Genomic DNA, 18,710 nt, shown 5'->3' with positions numbered 1-18,710 from the left:
TTCGAAAGAATAGATTTTTATTTGTAGATGGAAGAGTACGTTAAAGGTGTTTTTTAAATATATTTGATCGAGTTTTGGATGGAGGTTTTATGAAAAAATTGATCGTACTGATTTTGGTGGTTTCTTGTGTGCCCTTACTGCACGCTATGGCAGCTGACTCAGGGCCAATGGTGGTAGAAAAAGGAATTGATTCTTGGGAAAATCCTGTAAAGCGCTATATATTTTGGAAATCAATTAGTGGTGCTGATAGATTGTTTTACACTTGCTTTGAAGCAACTGATGAAATGGTAGCTGGCTGTGTATGCAGAGGCCCAAAAATGTATAACACCCCGACAGATGCACATGATGAGTTCTTTAAATTTAATTACTTTAACATTTTTGAGCAAGATGGAATTGAAGAGCTGGAGAATAAAGCTAAAGAAGCTTGTAAGCCGGCTGGAGTCATTATTGGTTAATTGCCTAGTTAGAACGAGCTCGGCTATGAGCTAGCCCCGAATAGTTGAAGTAATGATTTACCCATGCGTTTAGGCAAAGAACTCCAAAACATCTCAAGATAATCTTGGATGGATCAAATGGACATGGATATTTTATTCGCGCTCGATAATTTACTAACATTCGATTTTGCCATAAATCAAAAAGTGGACAGTGAAATATACCAATGCTCACTCAGGCAAAAGAGTGGATGGGATCCGGGGTCAAGGCTCAAGGACGAAGAGCACCGCATGAGAATTGCTACGGATACTTGGAAGTTAAACATGAAGACCAAATCTCGAGCTGAACGCCACAAATTGTGAGATGAGCACACAACCATAAGAGATCCCCAGCGAAAGTTATAAGGCGCTATATGTGCAGGTAGTAGCTGATTGGATCTCTGATATTTTATTGCGCGATTTTTGTATCGGTAAACAAAGCCGAGCAAAGCCGGTCCAGAATCTTTGGAAATGATCAGCAAGAAAGAACCCAGGTCATGCCAAGAAAGAAATAGTGTTCTGTACACCCGGATTCCAAACGAGTGCCGTCAAAGCGGCACTTGTTCCGGAGGTTGCCCAAATAGATTTACCTGGTGGGTGGTTGGCCCTAAAACTGTAAGGTTATAGGAATTTTCTTACATGACAGAAAGAATAATCCTTGACGTCAATTAATGCATAATGTCCAAAGCTAGGCCTTGCCTATTTAACTTGTAACATGAGGAGCTCTCCAAAATGAGAACGATGAAAGTGCCATTAATCCCGATCGTGATTTTCCTCTCTATTTTTCTTTTTACGCTGAGAATGGCTATGGAAGATGGGTTGTAATGGGTGGCGGATCAGACTTCCAGAAAGGGACCCTCACAATAATAGATGGAACAGAGAATATTGTGAATCTATTAAGTCGTCTTAAGGTGATAGATAACGATAAGATTACAATTCCTTATCGAACGAGAACGGACTCCATTTTAGGAAGCACCTATCAGATAGAGAACGCGAAGAGTGCCTTGAAAAGATTAAAGACTTAGTAGCACTCAATACGAGTTATTCTTCCTTAGAAGTTAAGGGACCTGAAGATGAAGAGGATGATCAGAATTTGCAATTTATTCTTGAATGGAAATATTGGGGTAAAACGGAATCGGTTGTTTGCCACTTGAAATCGGTTAAGGAAGCTGAGGCGGAAGAATGAATTCTTGATCGTTATGTGTTTCGGTTCTTCAATTGCGGAAGTTTTTAGTTGCGTGGACATGACTCTCTCGGTCGAGACGATTCACAACTTAGTGCATCAGTTCTTCAGGTAGTCACAAAGTAAAATTTATAAAAAATTTTTACCCTCAATTGTCACATTATCTGCGGAAATATGGAAAAGCATGGAGAGGACCGCTGTTTGCGCTCACCCTACTTCATTTGGAAGAGTCTTTATTTATTCTAAATCCAAATTCCGGTTTAGAAACATTGATAGCACAAGGGCACCCATCCCTATGTCAAGTCCTTCACTTTTAAATGTGACTTTGTATTTGGCAAATATTTCGCTCAAATTGCCTCTGGGCCAGTATACAGCAACTACGGTCAGGTCATCCACACCTATTACTTCAAGACCAAACGAATTCAAGGGAGCGAGAGTGGCTGAAAATTCATTTACTTCACGTGTTTGCTTATCTATACAGGTAATTTTGCTTCCTCAATTGGACCCGTTAATATTCCACGGTCTCCGACATTCAGTGTTTTCAACTCCACTGCTCCAGCTGCAGACCCAAAAGCTAAGCCTATACACAAAATCAATTTGCTATCCACCACTTCACCTCGTGGTTAAAAAATTAAGGAAGGCCGATTGGACGCGCTCATCTATACTTTACTTTCGTATTTTTAATTATTCTGATGACTCAACTGAACCCACTTCAGTTTCAAATTTAAACCAACATGTATAAGTATCTCTTTCTTTCGTTTTTCGAAACCCATACTTCTGCACCCCATGAACACAAACAACATCTTTTCCCGTTTTTACATCAACGGTCGCATACCACTTCTTAGCGGCGACATTCTTCAACATGTCATAGGCTTTGCGAGCCGAAGGCCCCTCAACCTTAATGGCGTAACCATTATTGTCCCCGAAGATCTCATCCGAATTCTCAATAGAAACTTCGGTGTTAATCTTCTCACCCAATTGAATTTGTGAAGGTGATGGAGTAATGCTGATGATGGGAATGTGTTCGCCAGCTAAGCCTGAGATACCAATGAACGGAAAAGCGGCGAGAAGAATCATGGCAGTTTTAGATACTCTCATTTTCGCCTCCTTCGGCTGGTATCGAGTAGATTTCCGCCATATGACTCGTTGAGCTAAATAACGTCAAGCATTATTTCTGCCATCGACGTAAGAAAACTCCAATAATCTATCTGGATGATTGTGACGTGCTGGAGCTTCTGGCTAAAGGCATCCGTCTGAACCTAGTAAAAAAGGACCTTCTCAAGTTCTGTGTCACTTGATCTCTCTACCAAGCCAGTCGCCAATACCCTGAAATTTGCCTTTATACACAGCATAGGGATTGCCCGGAATATCCACAGGCAAACGCCCTCTGTTGAGGCCTTCTTCCACTCAGAACTGGACTTAATCCCGCTACTTCTCGCCCATTCTCTCGCTTTTTCAAAAGATCGCCATTCAGTCCCAAGCCAGTCGCCCATACCTTGAAATCTACCTTTATACACAACATTGGGATTACTTGGAATATCTTCAGGAGACGCCCCTCTTTAGAGGCCTTATTCCACTCAGGACCGGATTTAATCCCGCTACTTCTCGCCCACTCTCTCGCTTCTTCAAAAGATCGCCATTCAGTCCCAAGCCAGTCGCCCCAACCTTTGAATTTTCCTTTATATACGGTACTTGGAGTACCCGGAATATCTTCAGGGAGACGCCCCTCTATTGAAGCCTTTATCCACTCAGGACCGGATTTAATCCCGCTACTTCTCGCCCATTCCCTCGCCTCTTCAAAGGATCGCCATTCAGTCCCAAGCCAGTCGCCCATACCTTGAAATTTACCTTTATACACAACATTGGGATTACTTGGAATATCTTCAGGGAGACGCCCCTCTATTGAAGCCTTTATCCACTCAGTACTGGATTTAATTCCGCTACTTCTCGCCCATTCTCTCGCTTCTTCAAAGGATCTCCAATCAGTCCCAAGTTTAGATATCCTACCTGTCCCAAGCCAGTCGCCCCAACCTTTGAATTTTCCTTTATACACAACATCGGGATAGCTTGGAATATCATCAGGTAAACGCACTTCTTTAGTGGCCTCCCTCCACTGACGACTGGATTTAATCCCGCTACTTCTCGCCCATTCTCTCGCTTCTTCAAAGGATCTCCAATCAGTCCCAAGTTTAGAAATCCTACCTGTCCCAAGCCAGTCGCCCCAACCTTTGAATTTTCCTTTATATACAGTATGTGGAGCACCCGGAATATCCACAGGCAAACGCCCCTCTTTTGAGGCCTTCTTCCACTCAGGACTGGATTTAATCCCGCTATTTCTCGCCCATTCTCTTGCCTCTTCAAAAGGCCGCCACGTGGACTGCCTTCGTTGCCAAAACTGTTGAATACTTGATTCAAGCTTATTCCACGAGTCCTGTGCGAAAATATGTTGGTCTATGCCTACTGCCGAGACTGATGGATACTGCCTCTTCAATGGCTTTTGACCATTTGATCTGGGTTGAGTTATGTTTTTTAGCTCACTCCAAGATGCTCAGCAACTCTCCTGCTGTGTCTTCATTTATTTCAACAAGGCTTACAGCATCTACCCAAGACTTTCCTTCCTTAAGTCGGAGAAGACGACCAAGTCTTTGCAAAAACTGAGTGACACTGGCCGTGGAGTTAAGATCGACCAATAGATCAAGATCTGATAGATTAACCCCCTCATCAAGCATACGAACTGACAGAATGATTCCCTTTGGGGTTTTTTAAACTTTTCTAAAATCTCTATATTTCTATCAACCTCTTGTTTTGAGTGGATAAACTCGACGAAAAAATCTGTAAATACATTTTTGAAAACCTCGCTCAAAGACTCAGCCTCTTCAATTGAGTTTGCAACAATCAGTACCTTATTCTTCTCTTGAATCAAACTCTTTAAAAAGCGAGCAATATATTCGTAGTATTTTGGATTTATCACGTAGCGGCCGCCTGGTACATCAAGACTGTCCAGACCTTGAACGAAGAGATCCTCAATTTCAAAGATCTCTTTTGAGAGAAAAAATAATTGATCAAATGGAGTCAGCTCTCCCTTTGAAAAGGTTTGATAAAGCTGCTCAACCACATCACTGACATTTCTTTCGAAAAATTCAGTCTGATTCATCACCTTTTCAGCGCTATCAAGATGAACCCAAAAGCTCTGATTGTAGAACATCTCCTGAAGAGAGACATCTCGATGGACGGGTGTTGCCGTAAGACCCAGAATAAACCCAGAATAAATATCCCTGGCACTCACGTCTTCCAAAAACTCACGCATGAGAGGAGCTCCCAAATGTTGGCTTTCATCATAGACCATCAATTTTAAGACGCTCGCGAGTTCATCTCTTTCTTTCTCTTTCAAACTTTTAAATTGATTTCTAAGGGTGGCCGTCGTTGTGACGACATATTTTTCAGCTGACCTGGATTCGATCGCAGCCGCTCTTAAATTAGGACGCTCTTGCGAACTTGCCGACCACAGACTATGTGGAATACCCCTGAGATTCAGACTCTTTGAAAAATCTCTTAGATTAAGTACTCGGTCTGCAATAATAAGGCGAAGACCAGAAGCAGATCTAGCCTTATATAAAAATTCAACTGCAACCTCGGTCTTGCCAAACCCGGGAGGGGCTACCAGCAATATTCTATCACGACCACGGTTGCGAAAAGACTCTGCTGACTCGAACAGCCTCTCGTTGAGAATCTTTTAGGATTTTTGGCCCACCGGCTGTTGAATTGTAGGGATGAAACTGCGTTCCAACTAAAGCTTGTAGAATAATATCTCTGGGAGAGACTCCACCCGTGAGGCCACGACTTGGCCAGTAAAGTCGCTTGAGCTCAGTTGATATCACAAGCCTTGCCTCAACTTCCTCGGTCGACTGAACCACCAACCCCTTAAGACTTATCTCTTCTGAGGTCACCACCCAGGGAAGACTTGAAAACAAAGGCTCTTTTGAAAGCCACTGGGAAAGGTCACCATAGGAAAGGGTGGATACTTCACGCTTGGATGAGTCTGATACAAATAATCTGCAAGACTTAGAATTTAACGAGGAAGCTCTGGCTTCAAACCAACTTCCCAAAAAAACCGGAATCATCGTAGCTGAAAAAAAAGCCAATACTCTCAAAGACGACACCGATTTGCTCCCATTATGAGGCCCGAAAAAGATACCTTCCAATAAATCTTCCCATTAGCCGCAATATTGAGAGGAGCCATCAAAATCAGGGTGGCTGAATCTAGTGCAATTAAATGCGCAGTGTCAATCCTCATTTAATGTAAGAAAATTCCTACATTCAAGAACGGCATCTCAAAGTAAGCGCTGGGGAAGCTAAAGGTCTTCACCACTATCTTCGCGTTAGGTGCGGTCAGTGAACGTGTAAAACAATAAGGGCGGACGGGTCTGAAGTTCTCTGGAGAGGCCCAGGTAAGGATTCCTGGGCCTTTTCAAGCATAGAACAATAAGTAACACCATGCGCCCACCTTAGAATAGCATTACGGCGGAGAAAGCTATTTAATTAACTCGCAAGATACTTCGCGCAAAGAAGCGTATTTGGTCACGGTAGTCCCAGCAGTCATGTAAGGGACGGATACCAGCCTGGATACCGCATTCGCTTCAATGTGGAGGAGATACAAAGCTGTGGCTTGGTTCTGAGATTCTGCCAACACTGTCTTTTCGACAGGTAAGACGGCCTCAATTTCACCAGTCTCTGAAACGATATTGCAGTTATACCGTCGAAGGCCTTCGATTCCTTTAGTTTCTTCTGCGAAACTTGATAATGGCACTACGCCCAGTAGGGCTGCCACCAGTATTAATTTCTTCATAATTTGGTCTCCTTGGTTCGGTTATAATTACACTTTGTGACACAAAAAATCCAATAATCGGCATGCAAAAGGCTCCGTAAACCATTTCAATTGGACTGGCACCGTTGCTAGTCCTCCCTCCAGCAATATTCATGCTAATTTCAATTCGCGCTAACAAGGCGCAGAATTTGACGGCGATAATGTCCTTCCCGCCCGTCACGATTGTTACATTTTAATTGGATGAGCCATCACTCTCGAGTTAAGAAAAACCGTCACCTGATTGATTTTTTTAGGCTTATAACCGTCTCTCGAGGACTCAGCGGCTCTCGAATTTGAAAGCCCAATCCGTCATTTTGCCGAATGTGCACCTTCAAGGTGTAGCCTCGCAGTGAAAGCACTGGGGAAGCTAAAGGTCTTCACCACCGCCTTCATTATAGGCACTGTCATGATCTGGATGTAAGGAAATGAACACCATGAATTTTCCATCTCGACAAACCCTCGCACGAAATTTCTTTGATATTCGATTGGAAGCTATGGTTTTACCTGACTGCGTGAGCTGGCCTTCAATCGGCTCCCAGTTGAGACCTCGCTTTTGGGTTCTTGATGAGGTCTTATATACCTGATCCCAGGTCATTTGCTTGATTTTTTCAACTGTAGCCTCAAGTTGATCCATCTCTGGAGCTTCAAGCTCAGATAGTTCCTCAACAAGCCTTGGAAATTCCAAATCGCATTCAATCAGTTCATGTTGTGTGGATACAGCCGCAACTCGTGTAGCCTTGCTCTTTTCCGGCTTCTTTGTCTTCACAGGCTCACTTTTTCTTTCTCAGAGAGGCAAAAATGTGTAACCCATCAACTTACCTCGTCGATTGAGTCTTTGATTCCTTCAAAATGTGACATTTCGCAGTCGAACTTCAGATCCACCTCTCAATTTTTGTTGGTCGAGGGTAGAAATGGGTCGAATCCTACGTCCATCTATCCAATTTTATCTGTTGGAGTCAAATTTTGGGTTTTCTAGAGAAATTCTAAGGAGTCCGAACGGAGCTCTCCCTTTCCCAAAGAAATGGGATCAGAGGTCATTTGAATCTAGCTTCGATTTGAAGGAGCTAAGGGCTGCTTCCGTAGATTTCTTGCGCGCTTGGGCCGAAGCACTCGATGATAATTCGCTGAGCGGCATCAAGCCCTTTAAACTCTTCATATATGCGCCCAAAGATATTTACTCGCACCTTGATGGTGACATTTCGCAGTTGAACTTCAAATTCACCTCCAAACTTTTGTTGGTCGAGGGTAGAAATGGGTCGAATCCTACGTCCATCTGTCCAATTGTATCCGTTCACTGGCCGCAAATGAAATGGAAGCTCTACTGCGGAATCTCACATATACAAACAACTATTTTTGATCTGCACCTTCACCAGGTAAATCTATGCTCGGATTACCAAAGCACTTGCTTAATTTTTCTGGATTCAGGTTTTGAGATGAGTCAGATACGTAGTCAGTTTCGTAGCCAAATTGGTTACTTTTAATACCTCTGTTGACGTTCGCTGTGCCTTGCTGGTGGCGGCTTCCAATTTCCAATATGCCGTTCAGATAATCCTGTGAATAATGTTCCTCAAATTGGGATCGAAAACGTAATAACGAAAGACCAAATTTTTTCCCTGTTGGTTCCATCTGGCTAGTAATTTGGTCGATCTCTGAAAAATCATTTTTGGCACCTTCATTTGCGTCGAATGATTCTATCTCAACGTGAAAATGGAGGTTGAATTTCATAACGAGCGAGTGGAAGTTCTTTAGTGCATTTCGGAAATCCTCATACGATTTCGTATCGTCTATTCGCGGAATTTCATTGGCTTGGCGTAAAACCTGATTTATTTTACGTACAATGTTTCTTCCCATGTAGTCCCGCGCTAATTTCGTCACGGGGCTCACACTTTCTGAAGTGTCTTGTATCTTGGTTTCTGCCGCGATGTTGTGAAGTTGTTCTGAAATCGTATTCAAATCCAAAGCAATTTGTGGAACGCCGTCTTCATTTAATTTAAGAATTTCCAGAATTTTATCTAAGTGCTGTCGGATTCTCATATAGCCTGATATTAAACCGATTTCACCGTTATCCAGCAAAAACGGATATTCCTTGCACAAAGAATGAGATAAATCCAAAATTGAATGAGAAATCAAATTTCTGGACGTATAGCCAAAATCAGCCAGTACGTAGTCGTATTCTCCGAGGGAATTATCTTTCCAACGAGAAACAACATCTTTATTTATATCCTCAATCGCAGCAAGTATTGATTTGAGATCATTAATATCGTTATGAAACAGGAGTTTCTGAATAGTCGGGCTCGCTGTCAAACAGCCCAGAAATAGTATTGTTTGACGTCTCTGAGGTCCAACTTCATTTTGGTCGCCTGAGTTTAGTACCGACTTGAGAGCGGACAAAATTCGGTCGGATGAAAACGATTCTTGATCGTTACCAAGGAATGTTGTGAATATTTGATCGCAACGATTGTAATAAAATGATGTAACCTTGAATTCTGAAATTGAATCAATGTCTGAGCCAGTTTCTCTCAGCTTAAGTTCAAAATTCACTTTGTCCTCTGAATTAACTTGCAAATACTGTCGTAACTTCACCTCGGCATCGTGCAGACGTTCTTCGGGCCCCAGCTCCAGACTGGGCTTTCCGCCAGCGGTGCTTTTATCATCATTTTTTTGGACTTTGGGTTCGGGAGTTGGATTGCCTTTCTCCGATCTATTTTCACTGCACCCACAGAAAGATAAGACGGCCAAGAAGATCAGAGGCATTCTAAAAATCATTTTCATATCATTCTCCAATAGAAACTATTTAAAACAGTGATACACAAATGTGGCTTTGAACGAGCTTATTCGGCCCGGGCTCCTCAGCTAAAATAGCCGTGGTAGATAGACCTAATAAGCAGACAATCAATAATTTCTTTCACATTAAAATCCCTTTTCTTGAATCCCGGGCACACAGACAGGGCGCGATGAGAAAATCTAAATTGGGCATTCCCCCACACCTTGGGTGGCCCCTTATGACGTAATGCACTATTCTTGTCAATTGTTTTCATTTATGTAAGAAAATTCCTATAATCTGTCTGGATGATTGTAATGCGCTGAAGCTTCTGACGAAAGGGATCCGTCTGAACCTAGTAAAATAGCACTATCTCGAGTGCTGGTTCACTTGATCTCTTTACCAAGCCAGTCTTTCCAACCTTGAAACTGTCCTCGGTACACGTCTTTTGGTTTACTTGGGATATCCTGAGGAAGCTGGCCTTCAGTTGAGGCCTTCCTCCATTCAGAACTAGATTTAATTCCACTTCCCCTTGCCCATTCCCTTGCTGCTTCAAAAGATCGCCAACCGGTACCAAGCCAATCCTTCCAACCTTGGAATTGTCCTCGGTACACCTTATTTAAGTTACTTGGAATATCCTCAGGAAGCAGGCCTTTTTTTGAGGCCTTAATCCATTCAAAGTAAGATTTAATTCCACTTCCCCTTGCCCATTCCCTTGCTGCTTCAAAAGATCGCCAGCCCGTACCAAGCCAATCTTCCCAACCATGGAACTCTCCTGGGTAAACGTTACGCGGGCCAGTTGGAATATCCTGAGGAAGGAGACCTTCTTTTGAGGCCTTAATCCACTCAGGACCAGATTTAATGCCACTTCCCCTAGCCCATTCTCTTGCTGCTTCAAAAGATCGCCATTGAATATCCCAGCGAGGAGAACGCCTGCCCGTACCAAGCCATTCTTTCCAATTTTTGAAGTCTTCTCGGTACACCCTACTTGGGATACTTGGAATATCCTCTGGAAGCCGACCTTCAGTTGATGCCTTCCTCCATTCGGAACTAGATTTAATTCCACTTCCCCTTGCCCATTCCCTTGCTTCTTCAAAAGATCGCCAGCCCGTACCAAGCCAATCCTTCCAGCCTTGGAACTGACTTCGGTACACACTACCTGGGTTAGATGGAATATCCTGAGGAAGGAGGCCTTCTTTTGAGGCCTTAATCCACTCAGTACTGGATTTAATTCCGCTCTCCCTTGCCCATTCCCTTGCTCCTTCAAAGGTTCGCCATTGCATACCCCAACGCGAATGACTGCCAGTAGACAGCCAATCTCCCCAACCTTGGAACTCTCCTGAATACACGTCACGTGGACTACTTGGGATATCCACAGGAAGGAGACCTTTTTTTGAGGCCTTATTCCATTCAATTGAAGATTGAATACCACTTCCCCTTGCCCATTCCCTTGCTGCTTCAAAACTTCGCCATTTATTCCGGCTTTTTTGCCAGAACTGCTGAATGCTGGATTCCAGCCTGCCCCACGAAACTTTAGCTAAGATATCCTGATTGAAACCAACCGTTGAAACCGCTGGAAATATTCTCTCAAGTTGTCTTCGTCCGTTCGACCGGGGTTGGCTAATATTTTTTAGTTCATTCATGAGGATCAGCAATTCACTTGCTGTTTCCTCATTGATCACCACTAAACTCACAGCTTCAACCCAAGTTTTTCCTTCCCTAAGACGCAATAATCGACCCAGTCTTTGCAAAAACTGAGTGACACTGGCCGAGGAGTTAAGATCGATCAATAAATCAAGATCTGATAAATTAACCCCCTCATCGAGCATACGGACCGAAACAATTATTCCCTTTTGTGATTTCTTAAAATTCTCCAAAATTTCTAAGTTTGCGTCCATCTCCTGCTTTGAGTGGATAAAATCGACAAAAAAGTCTGAGAAAATGTTCTTAAAAACCTTGCTCAATGATTCAGCTTCTTCAATTGAGTTTGCGACAATCAGTATCTTATTTTTTTCTTGAATCAGACTCTTTAAAAACCGAGCAATATATTCGTAATGTTTTGGATTTATGACGTAGCGACCGCCTGGCACATCAAGATTGTCCAGACCTTGAACAAAGAGATCCTCAATCTCAAAGATCTCTTTTGAGAGAAAAAACAACTGATCAAATGGAGTCAGCTCTCCCTTTGAAAAAGTCCGATAAAGCTGCTCAACCACATCGCTGACATTTCTTTCGAGAAACTCAGTCTGATTCATCACATTATCCGCACGGTCAAGATGAACCCAATAGCTCTGATTGTAGAACATCTCCTGAAGAGAGATGTCTCGGTGGACAGGAGTTGCCGTAAGACCAAGAATAAACCCAGAAAAATCATCCCGAGCACTTATGTCTTCTAAGAATTCGCGCATGAGGGGAGCTCCCAAATGTTGGCTTTCATCATAGACCATCACTTTTAAGACCCTCGCGAGTTCCCCTCTTTCTTTCTCATTCAAACTTTTAAATTGATTTCTAAGGGTGGCCGTCGTTGTGACGACATATTTTTCACCTGACATGGATTCCGGAACGGCCGCTCTTAAATTAGGAGGCTCTTGAGATTTTGCCGACCAAAGACCGTGTGGAATACCCTTAAGATTTAGACTCTCTGAAAAGTCTCTTAGATTAAGGACTCGGTCTGCAATAATAAGGCGAAGACCTGAAGCGGATCTAGACTTAGATAAAAATTCAACTGCAACCTCGGTCTTACCAAACCCGGGAGGGGCTACCAGCAATATCCTATCACGGCCACGGTTACGAAAAGATTCTATGACTGCAACGGCTTCTTTTTGAGAATCTTTTAGAATTTTTGGCCCACTGGCTGTTGAATTGTAGGGGTGAAATTGCGTTCCAACCAAAGCCTGGAGAATAATATCTCCAGCAGAGACTCCATCCGTGAGGCCACGGCTTGGCCAATAGAGTCGCTTGAGCTCAGGGGATATCACAAGCCTTGCCTCAACGTCCTCTGTCGACTGAATCACCAACCCTTTAAGACTTATCCCTTCTGAGGTCACGGTCCACGGAAGACCAGAAAACAAAGGTTCTTTTGAAAGCCACTGGGAAAGGCCATTATAGGGAAGGGTGGATTCTTCAGGCCTGGCTGAGTCTGTTACAAATAATCTGCAAGACTTAGAATTTGACGAGGAGGCCCTGGCTTCAAACCAATGACCAAAACTACCCAGAATGATCGCAGCTGAAAAAAAAGCCAATATTCTCAAAGACGGCACTGATTTGCTCCCATTACGAGGCCCGAAAAAGACAACTTCCCCTAAATCTTCCCATTAGCCACAATTCTTGAGAGGAGCCATCAAAATCAGGGTGGCTGAATCTAGGGCAATTAAATGCGCAGTGTCAAGTTCAATTGACGTAAGAAAACTGCAATAATCATACATGATTTGAAGCGTAAAAATTGGAGTTTGGCTGTTACTTTGATGTTACGTTTGTTACGATTCGATGTGTGAAACCTAGATTGTCCTCGCTTCATTATCCTGTTGTCATAAAGCAACATCTTGATTTTATTGTTCTTTCTGTGCCTGATTTGGGTATTAGTGTCGTTGAAAACGCCCCTACCCAAGGCAAACTAAACCCCGAATATGTTCTTAAAATTGCCACCGCACTCGCAAATGTTTGGCTTAAAGTTCAGAAAAGACTTCTGGAACATCAGTCCGCTGGGAAAAGTGCTCCCTCCCCGTCTAAGCAGAAAATGTCAGTTGATGGGGGGAGAATTCAATATATGACAGCCTCTGAGGTAGCGGAGCGACTCGGTGTCAGTCGCATGACGGTACATCGTTTGGTTGAGAAGGGCCTCCTGACTTGCACTAGAACAAGGGGCCGCCACTCTCGCTTTCCGAACTGAACCTAAAGGCCTACGAAAGGAAGCACTGCATGAAAAAGGAATAATAATTCGCGCCACCATTTTGAAAACATCAGGCTCGCAGCTAGTGATTCAGACCAGAACTTCCAGAAATCTCAGATTGTTTGACTGCAAGTTCCTCTACCGATTCAGCCTCTTGACCTTCAAAAAGAGCGCCACCATGACTGTCTGTATCAATTCCACCTTCCGACTCCGGCTCCTTCTTATTTGATATTTTCTTAACAGCGGACTTCTTCGGCTTTAACTTGGGCGACTTTGATGATTCTGTCGCTTGCTCCGCTCCGATGAGTCCTCCCACATTCTCCCTGAGAGATTGAATTCGATCATCGGTTAGTTTTTTTAGCTTAGCCTTTGAAAGGTTGAACTTATCAGCCAGCATCAGCGTCTCATCAAACTCAGTTTTTGCCTGTTCAAACTTAAGTCTAGCCTGCTCAAGTTGATTTTTCGCGTATTCAAGATTCACAGAAGTCCGATCCATTTGAGACAAGAAGTCCATAAGCTGCATATCGTCTCCCACCTTCTCCGGAAATATTTGCCGGTTGCGTAATGAAGCGCCTTACTTTTAATTTCTTTTAATCCCCGAAACAATAGAAAAATGCGCCTAATCGTTTATCAAGATGGTCCATCTGGTTAAGATCTTGATCAGAAGATATTGGCACCGTGGCGCACTTTTTCGTTTTCAATAATTCTTGCCAAGACTAGTTTTTGATATGAGACGCTGCCTAACTTTGCAAGATGCGTCTCTGGCACTAAGCGTCTTTTTTCGTCGTCTGTCAATTTTTCAAATATTTCGGTGGCCGCCGCGATCAAGGCTGACTCTTCTGTTTTACGACGAAGGTCCATTGTTTCGCGTCTGCGAAGCTCATTTGCCTCTACCTGCATTTTAAGTTCGCTCATGTAGGCTTCGAAACATAGGTTCCAGAACGTCTCAGAATGCCCATCAGAAAGCCTAACTTGGATCCCCGGCTTTTTACCCGTCCTGAATCAAGATCGTAAGCAAAGGCATCTAAAGAGTCCTGCACTTCCGACGCTAAAAGTGTACCCGTATGGAAAAGCTGTCGAATTTGTGTTCTTCCAAATCCGATATCCTGGAGAGAAGGAGGTATTTGAATATCTGACCAATCAATTGGGAGATCTACTGGTCCTAACGAGAGTGCAGGGTTTTGGTTTGCTTCTGATGGTTGGTTGTTAGTAGTAGTAGTATTTTTTAATTAAATTTACACTACTACTACTAGAGCGCGTTGTGTCCGGTAACGTGTTCGCTTTGTGTTCGCTTTGAGGGATTTTTGTGTTCGCTTTAGAGGTCATTTGTATGGCCAGGTAGCCATCAAAATGCTGATCTGGAATGCCAAATTCGATGAGACATCCCCTTCCTAATCCAAGCGGCCTTTTTGTGAGAAAACCGTCTAATTTCATCCGTTGTGTCGTTGTTTTTACTGAGCCAAGCCTAATGTTTGAAGCCTTTGCGAGGTATTCATGAGTTGTCGAAATCGTGCGGCTTCTTGATTGCAAACAGAGCTCAAGAATACTTTCAAAGATCTTTAGGCGATTGCCTGAAAGATTTTGCACGGAGTGATCAGTTCGATAAATTTGGCTGGACGGTGTGTTCGGGTTTTGTGTCCAGTGTAGTGTTCGCTTTGTGTTCGTGTGGTGTTCGCTATCTGTGTTCGATTCCTGCTGTGTTCGCTTTATACCATCTTTGTGTTCGCTATCTGTGTTCGCATTTATAAAACTCTTGCCAGTATTTTGAATTTCGAATTCTAGATGATTCTTGGGGTATTGAGACCGTTGATCGCGTTTCTCTAACAAAGAATGTGTTCGCTTTAAATCATTTTGTGTTCGCTATCAATTCTATTTAACGAGAATGAACTATTTTTGTGTTCGCTATTTGTGTTCGATTAGGATTTGAGTTCTGCGTGGTTGTCAATCCATCATTATTGTCTAATTCATTAGAATCACTATGTATATCAAAAATTGTGTTCGCTATTTGTGTTCGCTTTTCACCATCTTTGTGTTCGCTATCTGTGTTCGGATTGTTCAGAAAATCCGCGTGGGTCTGTCCATTAGATAAGTCGTCAGTGTGTTCGCTATCTGTGTTCGCTATCTGTGTTCGCATAACCTCATTTGAGGTATCTTTTAGAGTGAGATTTGGCGATGGAAAAACAAAGTGATTGCGATTCAGATCTACACTATCAGCGAGATTGTGTTCGCTTTCTTCATTTTTTGTGTTCGCTTTTTGTGTTCGCTTTTTTCAGAGGCATCAGAAGCCTCTGAATTGAAAATTGCCATGTCATTAGAAGGGGTAGATCAACGTTCTCTGTCGACAATCCTCGATCGTTTAAATCGATTTTAGGATTCAGTTCGCTCTTGAGATCAGAGACCATTAAAGGTTTCACATCGGCGTCAAGGTTTGTAGAAGTCTCTTTCCAGAGTCTCTTCTTTCTTCGCTGGCCTTCAAGGAGGCCATGGTCTCCTTTATTCCATAGCCCTTTTTTCCAGTGCGCACCGAGGGCACCTTTGGTCCCTTCGATGCCTTTTCTAGAGATCGTCAAGCTTAGCCATGTCCCGTCTGCCTTAGGCTTACTGACTAACATCAGCTGGGAGTTTGGAAAGGCCAATGATCTCGTCAACGAGTTGAGCGATGTCTTTATAGAAATTTGAAGTTGGCGACAGGTCTGACTGTCCAGACTGAACACGATTTATCGTATTGTCTGCACGAATTACCGTGGAAAACAGTTCTGCTTTCGTGTTGCTCTCTAATGTTCCGAGGGATTCCTTTAAGGACACGACCCAGCCGAGCTGGGACGACAGGCGGTTATCCAGTTGGTTGATGAGAATTCTCACCTCCGGCTGGTAAAATTCATATTCCATCAGCCACTCTCGCAAAGATTCCAGAGTCATCTGGACTCCCTCGATGCTAAACCTGGTCAAGAGAGTGGGGATAATAATGAGATCCGCTGCCAAACTTCCAAGAAAATTGATCTGTGAAAAACTGGGCGACATGTCAAAATAACAAAATTGGAATTCTGATCTTTAATGAGGTTTCAATGTAGGTTGCAGGATTCTTCTGAAACCCACTCAACTCAGTTTCAAGACGTGGAGTTGAGCAGACTAGATGGCAGCACCTTGAGGCCATCATCGACATCAATGACAGCATCTTCGATATTGCACTTTCCAGTGATCACATCGTGGAGCACGTATCTGATCTTCTTTTGGAGACTTTCATCGTTAAGAAAAAACATGGTACTGTTTGCCTGTGGGTCCAAATCAACCACAAGTACCTCAAAACCGAGGTCTACCATTCTGCGGGCCATAGAAGTGGCGATGGAGGTCTTGCCTACTCCACCCTTATTGTTGCTGATCGCGATTGTCTTCTTGTTTGAATAACTATACCGCGGTGACTGAAAAGCTGAACGCCGCCGCGTACATTTGTTCTTGAGACTTGATTCTTCATCAAGAATATTAGCCTTGCTTAAAGCGCTAATTCGTTGAGGAGTCACAATTAACGAATCGGATAGTTCTTGCGTGGAAATCCAATAAACCCGCCTCCATTGGGGCTTTCGTAATTGGCCTGCTATTTCGAATAAAGGTCCATTTAACATTATGGTGAAATAGTGACGAGCTTCGGTAAAGCAAAATTTTTACTTTACCGTCCCTAAGTCTATTGGCATCAGCCATAGATGATTAGCCAGCCACTTATGATTGGCTGATTGGCCGAGGGTCACATTAAATGGGAGAAATGGGGATCTGAGTGCTCTCCAGCTCATTCGACTTTGGGCCTCTTCGATGAGTCAGGACAAGAGACCTGGGGCCTTTCGGATTTTTTAACAGCGGTAATATCATCCATATGCGTATTTCTCTTTATGCCTGTGCATGTCCCTATACATATGCCAATCAAGGCTTTCGAAGGCGATTTGGCAACTGGCGGTCGAAAATGGACTCTGCGAGTCAGGAGAACCTGCTAGGTTCGTTACTTCGCTTTTTGCTAAACGCCATTGAAATTTATGGCGACCATCTTGTAGGGAGGGTGGCTATGCGAGAAAGGTGAGGACTGTGTCTATATTCATAGGGTTTCCCAGAGTGTTAGCGACGGGGCCCAGATCGGGACTGAATGGTGAGATTTCCAGTCTTCGCTTGCAGTCTCATTGCCCTCCAGAATCCAAATGGCTCATCGCAAAATTGTACTCTCAAAAAGTGCCTTTAGATGGATTCCCCGGGCATCTGAATCGTGAGAGGATTCTTCCTTATGATTATACGTCGCGTTGCTTCGTATTACTCCAGGAAATTATTCAGGAAATTTTTGACAAGCTGACTGCTGTGAAGCTAAGAACAGCAACTCCAAACAAAAGAATTTTCTAACTGACATAAGAGGACGATATGAAGTTGACGTGGAAACCCTATTTCGTTTGCTGTTGCGGTCTTTGCTTTGGGCCTAGCAGGTCTTGCATTTGGCTCAGAGGCTGATTTGATTTTGCCTAATTTGGACGTTCATTTTCCATTGATGGGCGATCTTGTGAACCCCAGATCTTGGTGTTCGGTGGCCTGCTGCGGTTTGCATCATTTTTGGTCTTAAGGAGTTCCTCTGTGTAAGAAGTTTGCCTGTTCAAATCAATGCTTGAGGTCTCCAATCTTAATTTATGAGACCTGCAAAACCTAACTTCTGTTTGAACAGGGAAGCTATTTGTGGTTCTGAAGCTTGCATTGGCGTATGCATTATCGGTTATTTCGGTTTGTTGACAGAAGGCTTGAACGGGTGGCTCTCATTCTCTTTTGGTCGGTTTGGGGGATTCTCGCTTCTTTTTGTAGCTTGGTTTGAATTGACTTAACACCCACGCAAACAGTCGCACCAGTTTCTCTTCTCTGGCAGGCAAACCCTATCCTGTAATGGAGGTCCCTTCGTGCGGGTATGTCGATCGGGGTCGTATTGATTTGTGTTGAGCTGGTTCCCGCGATCCTGATTTTTGTTTTTTAAGCTCGCCGAGGCGGCGGGTTCCCGCTTCATTGGATCGCCATTGGGGAATCTCTGGTGCCCTGAGCTTTGCGTGTTTGCGGAGGGATTTTCACAAAATCTCAGATATCGGCTCGATCTGATGAAGATCGTATTCAGATCAAGGAGGATGACGTGAGAAATCCTGGTGTCATAGCTGATTGTGTGGGCGACAACGCGGGGGACCTCAGTAGGCCCAACAGCGGCCGGTTTTGAGACTTATGGTGTTGGTCGAGTAGCCCTTATTTCCTTTATTATCTTCGCCGTCGGAACGCAATGGTTCCTGAAGGCGCGTTTCTGATGGGAGAAGGACAGACATTGCAAGCCAAATTTATTGTTTGGATTTTTGCAAGGGTTCCTATGATTCTTCCGATCTATTGGATCATATTGGGTCACTATGGCCATTTCTTAAAGCCAAATATTCCCAAGCTAAGCATTTTGATTTTGAAGCCCCCTAATTGGGCTTGTATGGGTGGGGATTTCCCTGCCTCCTTTCTAATTGGAGTTATGTATAGTGAGCTACTTAATGTTGGGCCAG

The 18,710-nt window shown here is 43.5% G+C and carries 20 protein-coding genes; 4 read left to right on the top strand and 16 right to left on the bottom strand.

Annotated features, from left to right (window positions below; all coding sequences use genetic code 11):
• The first annotated feature begins 89 nt into the window (after positions 1-89).
• Both IPJ71_17860 and IPJ71_17855 read left to right on the top strand, forming a co-directional pair.
• Positions 90-455, top strand: a complete 366-nt coding sequence (locus IPJ71_17860) for a hypothetical protein (GenBank protein ID MBK7845515.1) — start codon at positions 90-92, stop codon at positions 453-455.
• An 839-nt stretch (positions 456-1,294) separates the two neighbouring features.
• On the top strand, positions 1,295-1,495 hold the full coding sequence (locus tag IPJ71_17855; protein MBK7845514.1) for a hypothetical protein: 201 nt from the start codon (positions 1,295-1,297) through the stop codon (positions 1,493-1,495).
• 842 nt (positions 1,496-2,337) lie between these two features.
• Here the strand turns inward: IPJ71_17855 and IPJ71_17850 are convergent.
• The 9 genes from IPJ71_17850 to IPJ71_17810 form a co-directional block, all read right to left on the bottom strand.
• A complete protein-coding gene (locus IPJ71_17850; GenBank protein MBK7845513.1) occupies positions 2,338-2,751 on the bottom strand; it encodes a hypothetical protein in 414 nt (137 codons plus the stop codon).
• 241 nt (positions 2,752-2,992) lie between these two features.
• Entirely contained in the window at positions 2,993-4,144 is a 1,152-nt protein-coding gene (locus tag IPJ71_17845) for a hypothetical protein (GenBank protein MBK7845512.1), read from the bottom strand.
• Between the two features lie 108 nt (positions 4,145-4,252).
• Positions 4,253-5,320 carry a DEAD/DEAH box helicase family protein gene (locus IPJ71_17840; protein MBK7845511.1) on the bottom strand — a complete coding sequence of 356 codons (1,068 nt, stop codon included), beginning with the start codon at positions 5,318-5,320 and terminating at the stop codon, positions 4,253-4,255.
• A gap of 7 nt (positions 5,321-5,327) precedes the next feature.
• The gene (locus tag IPJ71_17835; protein ID MBK7845510.1) at positions 5,328-5,813 is read right to left on the bottom strand and encodes a hypothetical protein; all 486 of its coding nucleotides are present in this window, start codon (positions 5,811-5,813) and stop codon (positions 5,328-5,330) included.
• Positions 5,814-6,184: 371 nt separating this feature from the next.
• On the bottom strand, positions 6,185-6,499 hold the full coding sequence (locus IPJ71_17830; protein MBK7845509.1) for a hypothetical protein: 315 nt from the start codon (positions 6,497-6,499) through the stop codon (positions 6,185-6,187).
• Between the two features lie 385 nt (positions 6,500-6,884).
• Entirely contained in the window at positions 6,885-7,283 is a 399-nt protein-coding gene (locus IPJ71_17825) for a hypothetical protein (protein MBK7845508.1), read from the bottom strand.
• Positions 7,284-7,581: 298 nt separating this feature from the next.
• Complete coding sequence (locus tag IPJ71_17820; protein ID MBK7845507.1) at positions 7,582-7,812, bottom strand: hypothetical protein; 231 nt, start codon at positions 7,810-7,812, stop codon at positions 7,582-7,584.
• A gap of 52 nt (positions 7,813-7,864) precedes the next feature.
• A complete protein-coding gene (locus IPJ71_17815) occupies positions 7,865-9,289 on the bottom strand; it encodes a hypothetical protein (GenBank protein ID MBK7845506.1) in 1,425 nt (474 codons plus the stop codon).
• Between the two features lie 375 nt (positions 9,290-9,664).
• Positions 9,665-12,538 (bottom strand): DEAD/DEAH box helicase family protein, encoded by a 2,874-nt coding sequence (locus IPJ71_17810; protein ID MBK7845505.1) that lies wholly within the window; start codon positions 12,536-12,538, stop codon positions 9,665-9,667.
• Positions 12,539-12,768: 230 nt separating this feature from the next.
• On the opposite strand from IPJ71_17810, the gene IPJ71_17805 reads away from it, so the two are divergent.
• Positions 12,769-13,167, top strand: a complete 399-nt coding sequence (locus IPJ71_17805; protein MBK7845504.1) for an excisionase family DNA-binding protein — start codon at positions 12,769-12,771, stop codon at positions 13,165-13,167.
• Between the two features lie 82 nt (positions 13,168-13,249).
• Here IPJ71_17805 and IPJ71_17800 read toward each other — a convergent pair whose 3' ends face one another.
• The 7 genes from IPJ71_17800 to IPJ71_17770 form a co-directional block, all read right to left on the bottom strand.
• Positions 13,250-13,690 (bottom strand): hypothetical protein, encoded by a 441-nt coding sequence (locus IPJ71_17800; protein MBK7845503.1) that lies wholly within the window; start codon positions 13,688-13,690, stop codon positions 13,250-13,252.
• Positions 13,691-13,827: 137 nt separating this feature from the next.
• The gene (locus IPJ71_17795; GenBank protein ID MBK7845502.1) at positions 13,828-14,082 is read right to left on the bottom strand and encodes a hypothetical protein; all 255 of its coding nucleotides are present in this window, start codon (positions 14,080-14,082) and stop codon (positions 13,828-13,830) included.
• A 291-nt stretch (positions 14,083-14,373) separates the two neighbouring features.
• Positions 14,374-14,994, bottom strand: coding sequence for a hypothetical protein (locus tag IPJ71_17790; GenBank protein ID MBK7845501.1), 621 nt, complete (start codon positions 14,992-14,994; stop codon positions 14,374-14,376).
• A 46-nt stretch (positions 14,995-15,040) separates the two neighbouring features.
• A complete protein-coding gene (locus IPJ71_17785; protein MBK7845500.1) occupies positions 15,041-15,301 on the bottom strand; it encodes a hypothetical protein in 261 nt (86 codons plus the stop codon).
• A 100-nt stretch (positions 15,302-15,401) separates the two neighbouring features.
• Positions 15,402-15,779 (bottom strand): hypothetical protein, encoded by a 378-nt coding sequence (locus IPJ71_17780; protein ID MBK7845499.1) that lies wholly within the window; start codon positions 15,777-15,779, stop codon positions 15,402-15,404.
• Positions 15,766-16,188, bottom strand: coding sequence for a hypothetical protein (locus IPJ71_17775; protein MBK7845498.1), 423 nt, complete (start codon positions 16,186-16,188; stop codon positions 15,766-15,768). The genes IPJ71_17780 and IPJ71_17775 overlap by 14 nt, the downstream gene beginning before the upstream one ends.
• 86 nt (positions 16,189-16,274) lie before the next feature.
• Positions 16,275-16,685 carry an AAA family ATPase gene (locus IPJ71_17770; protein MBK7845497.1) on the bottom strand — a complete coding sequence of 137 codons (411 nt, stop codon included), beginning with the start codon at positions 16,683-16,685 and terminating at the stop codon, positions 16,275-16,277.
• A 1,538-nt stretch (positions 16,686-18,223) separates the two neighbouring features.
• Here IPJ71_17770 and IPJ71_17765 point away from each other — a divergent pair.
• Complete coding sequence (locus tag IPJ71_17765) at positions 18,224-18,388, top strand: sodium/proton-translocating pyrophosphatase (GenBank protein ID MBK7845496.1); 165 nt, start codon at positions 18,224-18,226, stop codon at positions 18,386-18,388.
• Positions 18,389-18,710 lie beyond the last annotated feature (322 nt).

Source organism: Bdellovibrionales bacterium, from assembly GCA_016714165.1.
In the GTDB taxonomy this organism is placed as follows: domain Bacteria; phylum Bdellovibrionota; class Bdellovibrionia; order Bdellovibrionales; family UBA1609; genus JADJVA01.
The sequence above is the reverse complement of the archived record's forward strand: the minus strand, read 5'-3'. Positions and strand labels throughout refer to the sequence as shown.

Coding starts and splice junctions, on each gene's coding strand:
- IPJ71_17860 (MBK7845515.1), top strand. CDS start 90: ATGAAAAAATTGATCGTACTGATTTTGGTGGTTTCTTGTGTGCCCTTA.
- IPJ71_17855 (MBK7845514.1), top strand. CDS start 1,295: ATGGGTGGCGGATCAGACTTCCAGAAAGGGACCCTCACAATAATAGAT.
- IPJ71_17850 (MBK7845513.1), bottom strand. CDS start 2,751: ATGAGAGTATCTAAAACTGCCATGATTCTTCTCGCCGCTTTTCCGTTC.
- IPJ71_17830 (MBK7845509.1), bottom strand. CDS start 6,499: ATGAAGAAATTAATACTGGTGGCAGCCCTACTGGGCGTAGTGCCATTA.
- IPJ71_17815 (MBK7845506.1), bottom strand. CDS start 9,289: ATGAAAATGATTTTTAGAATGCCTCTGATCTTCTTGGCCGTCTTATCT.
- IPJ71_17800 (MBK7845503.1), bottom strand. CDS start 13,690: ATGCAGCTTATGGACTTCTTGTCTCAAATGGATCGGACTTCTGTGAAT.
- IPJ71_17795 (MBK7845502.1), bottom strand. CDS start 14,082: ATGAGCGAACTTAAAATGCAGGTAGAGGCAAATGAGCTTCGCAGACGC.
- IPJ71_17785 (MBK7845500.1), bottom strand. CDS start 15,301: ATGCGAACACAGATAGCGAACACAGATAGCGAACACACTGACGACTTA.
- IPJ71_17780 (MBK7845499.1), bottom strand. CDS start 15,779: ATGTTAGTCAGTAAGCCTAAGGCAGACGGGACATGGCTAAGCTTGACG.
- IPJ71_17775 (MBK7845498.1), bottom strand. CDS start 16,188: ATGTCGCCCAGTTTTTCACAGATCAATTTTCTTGGAAGTTTGGCAGCG.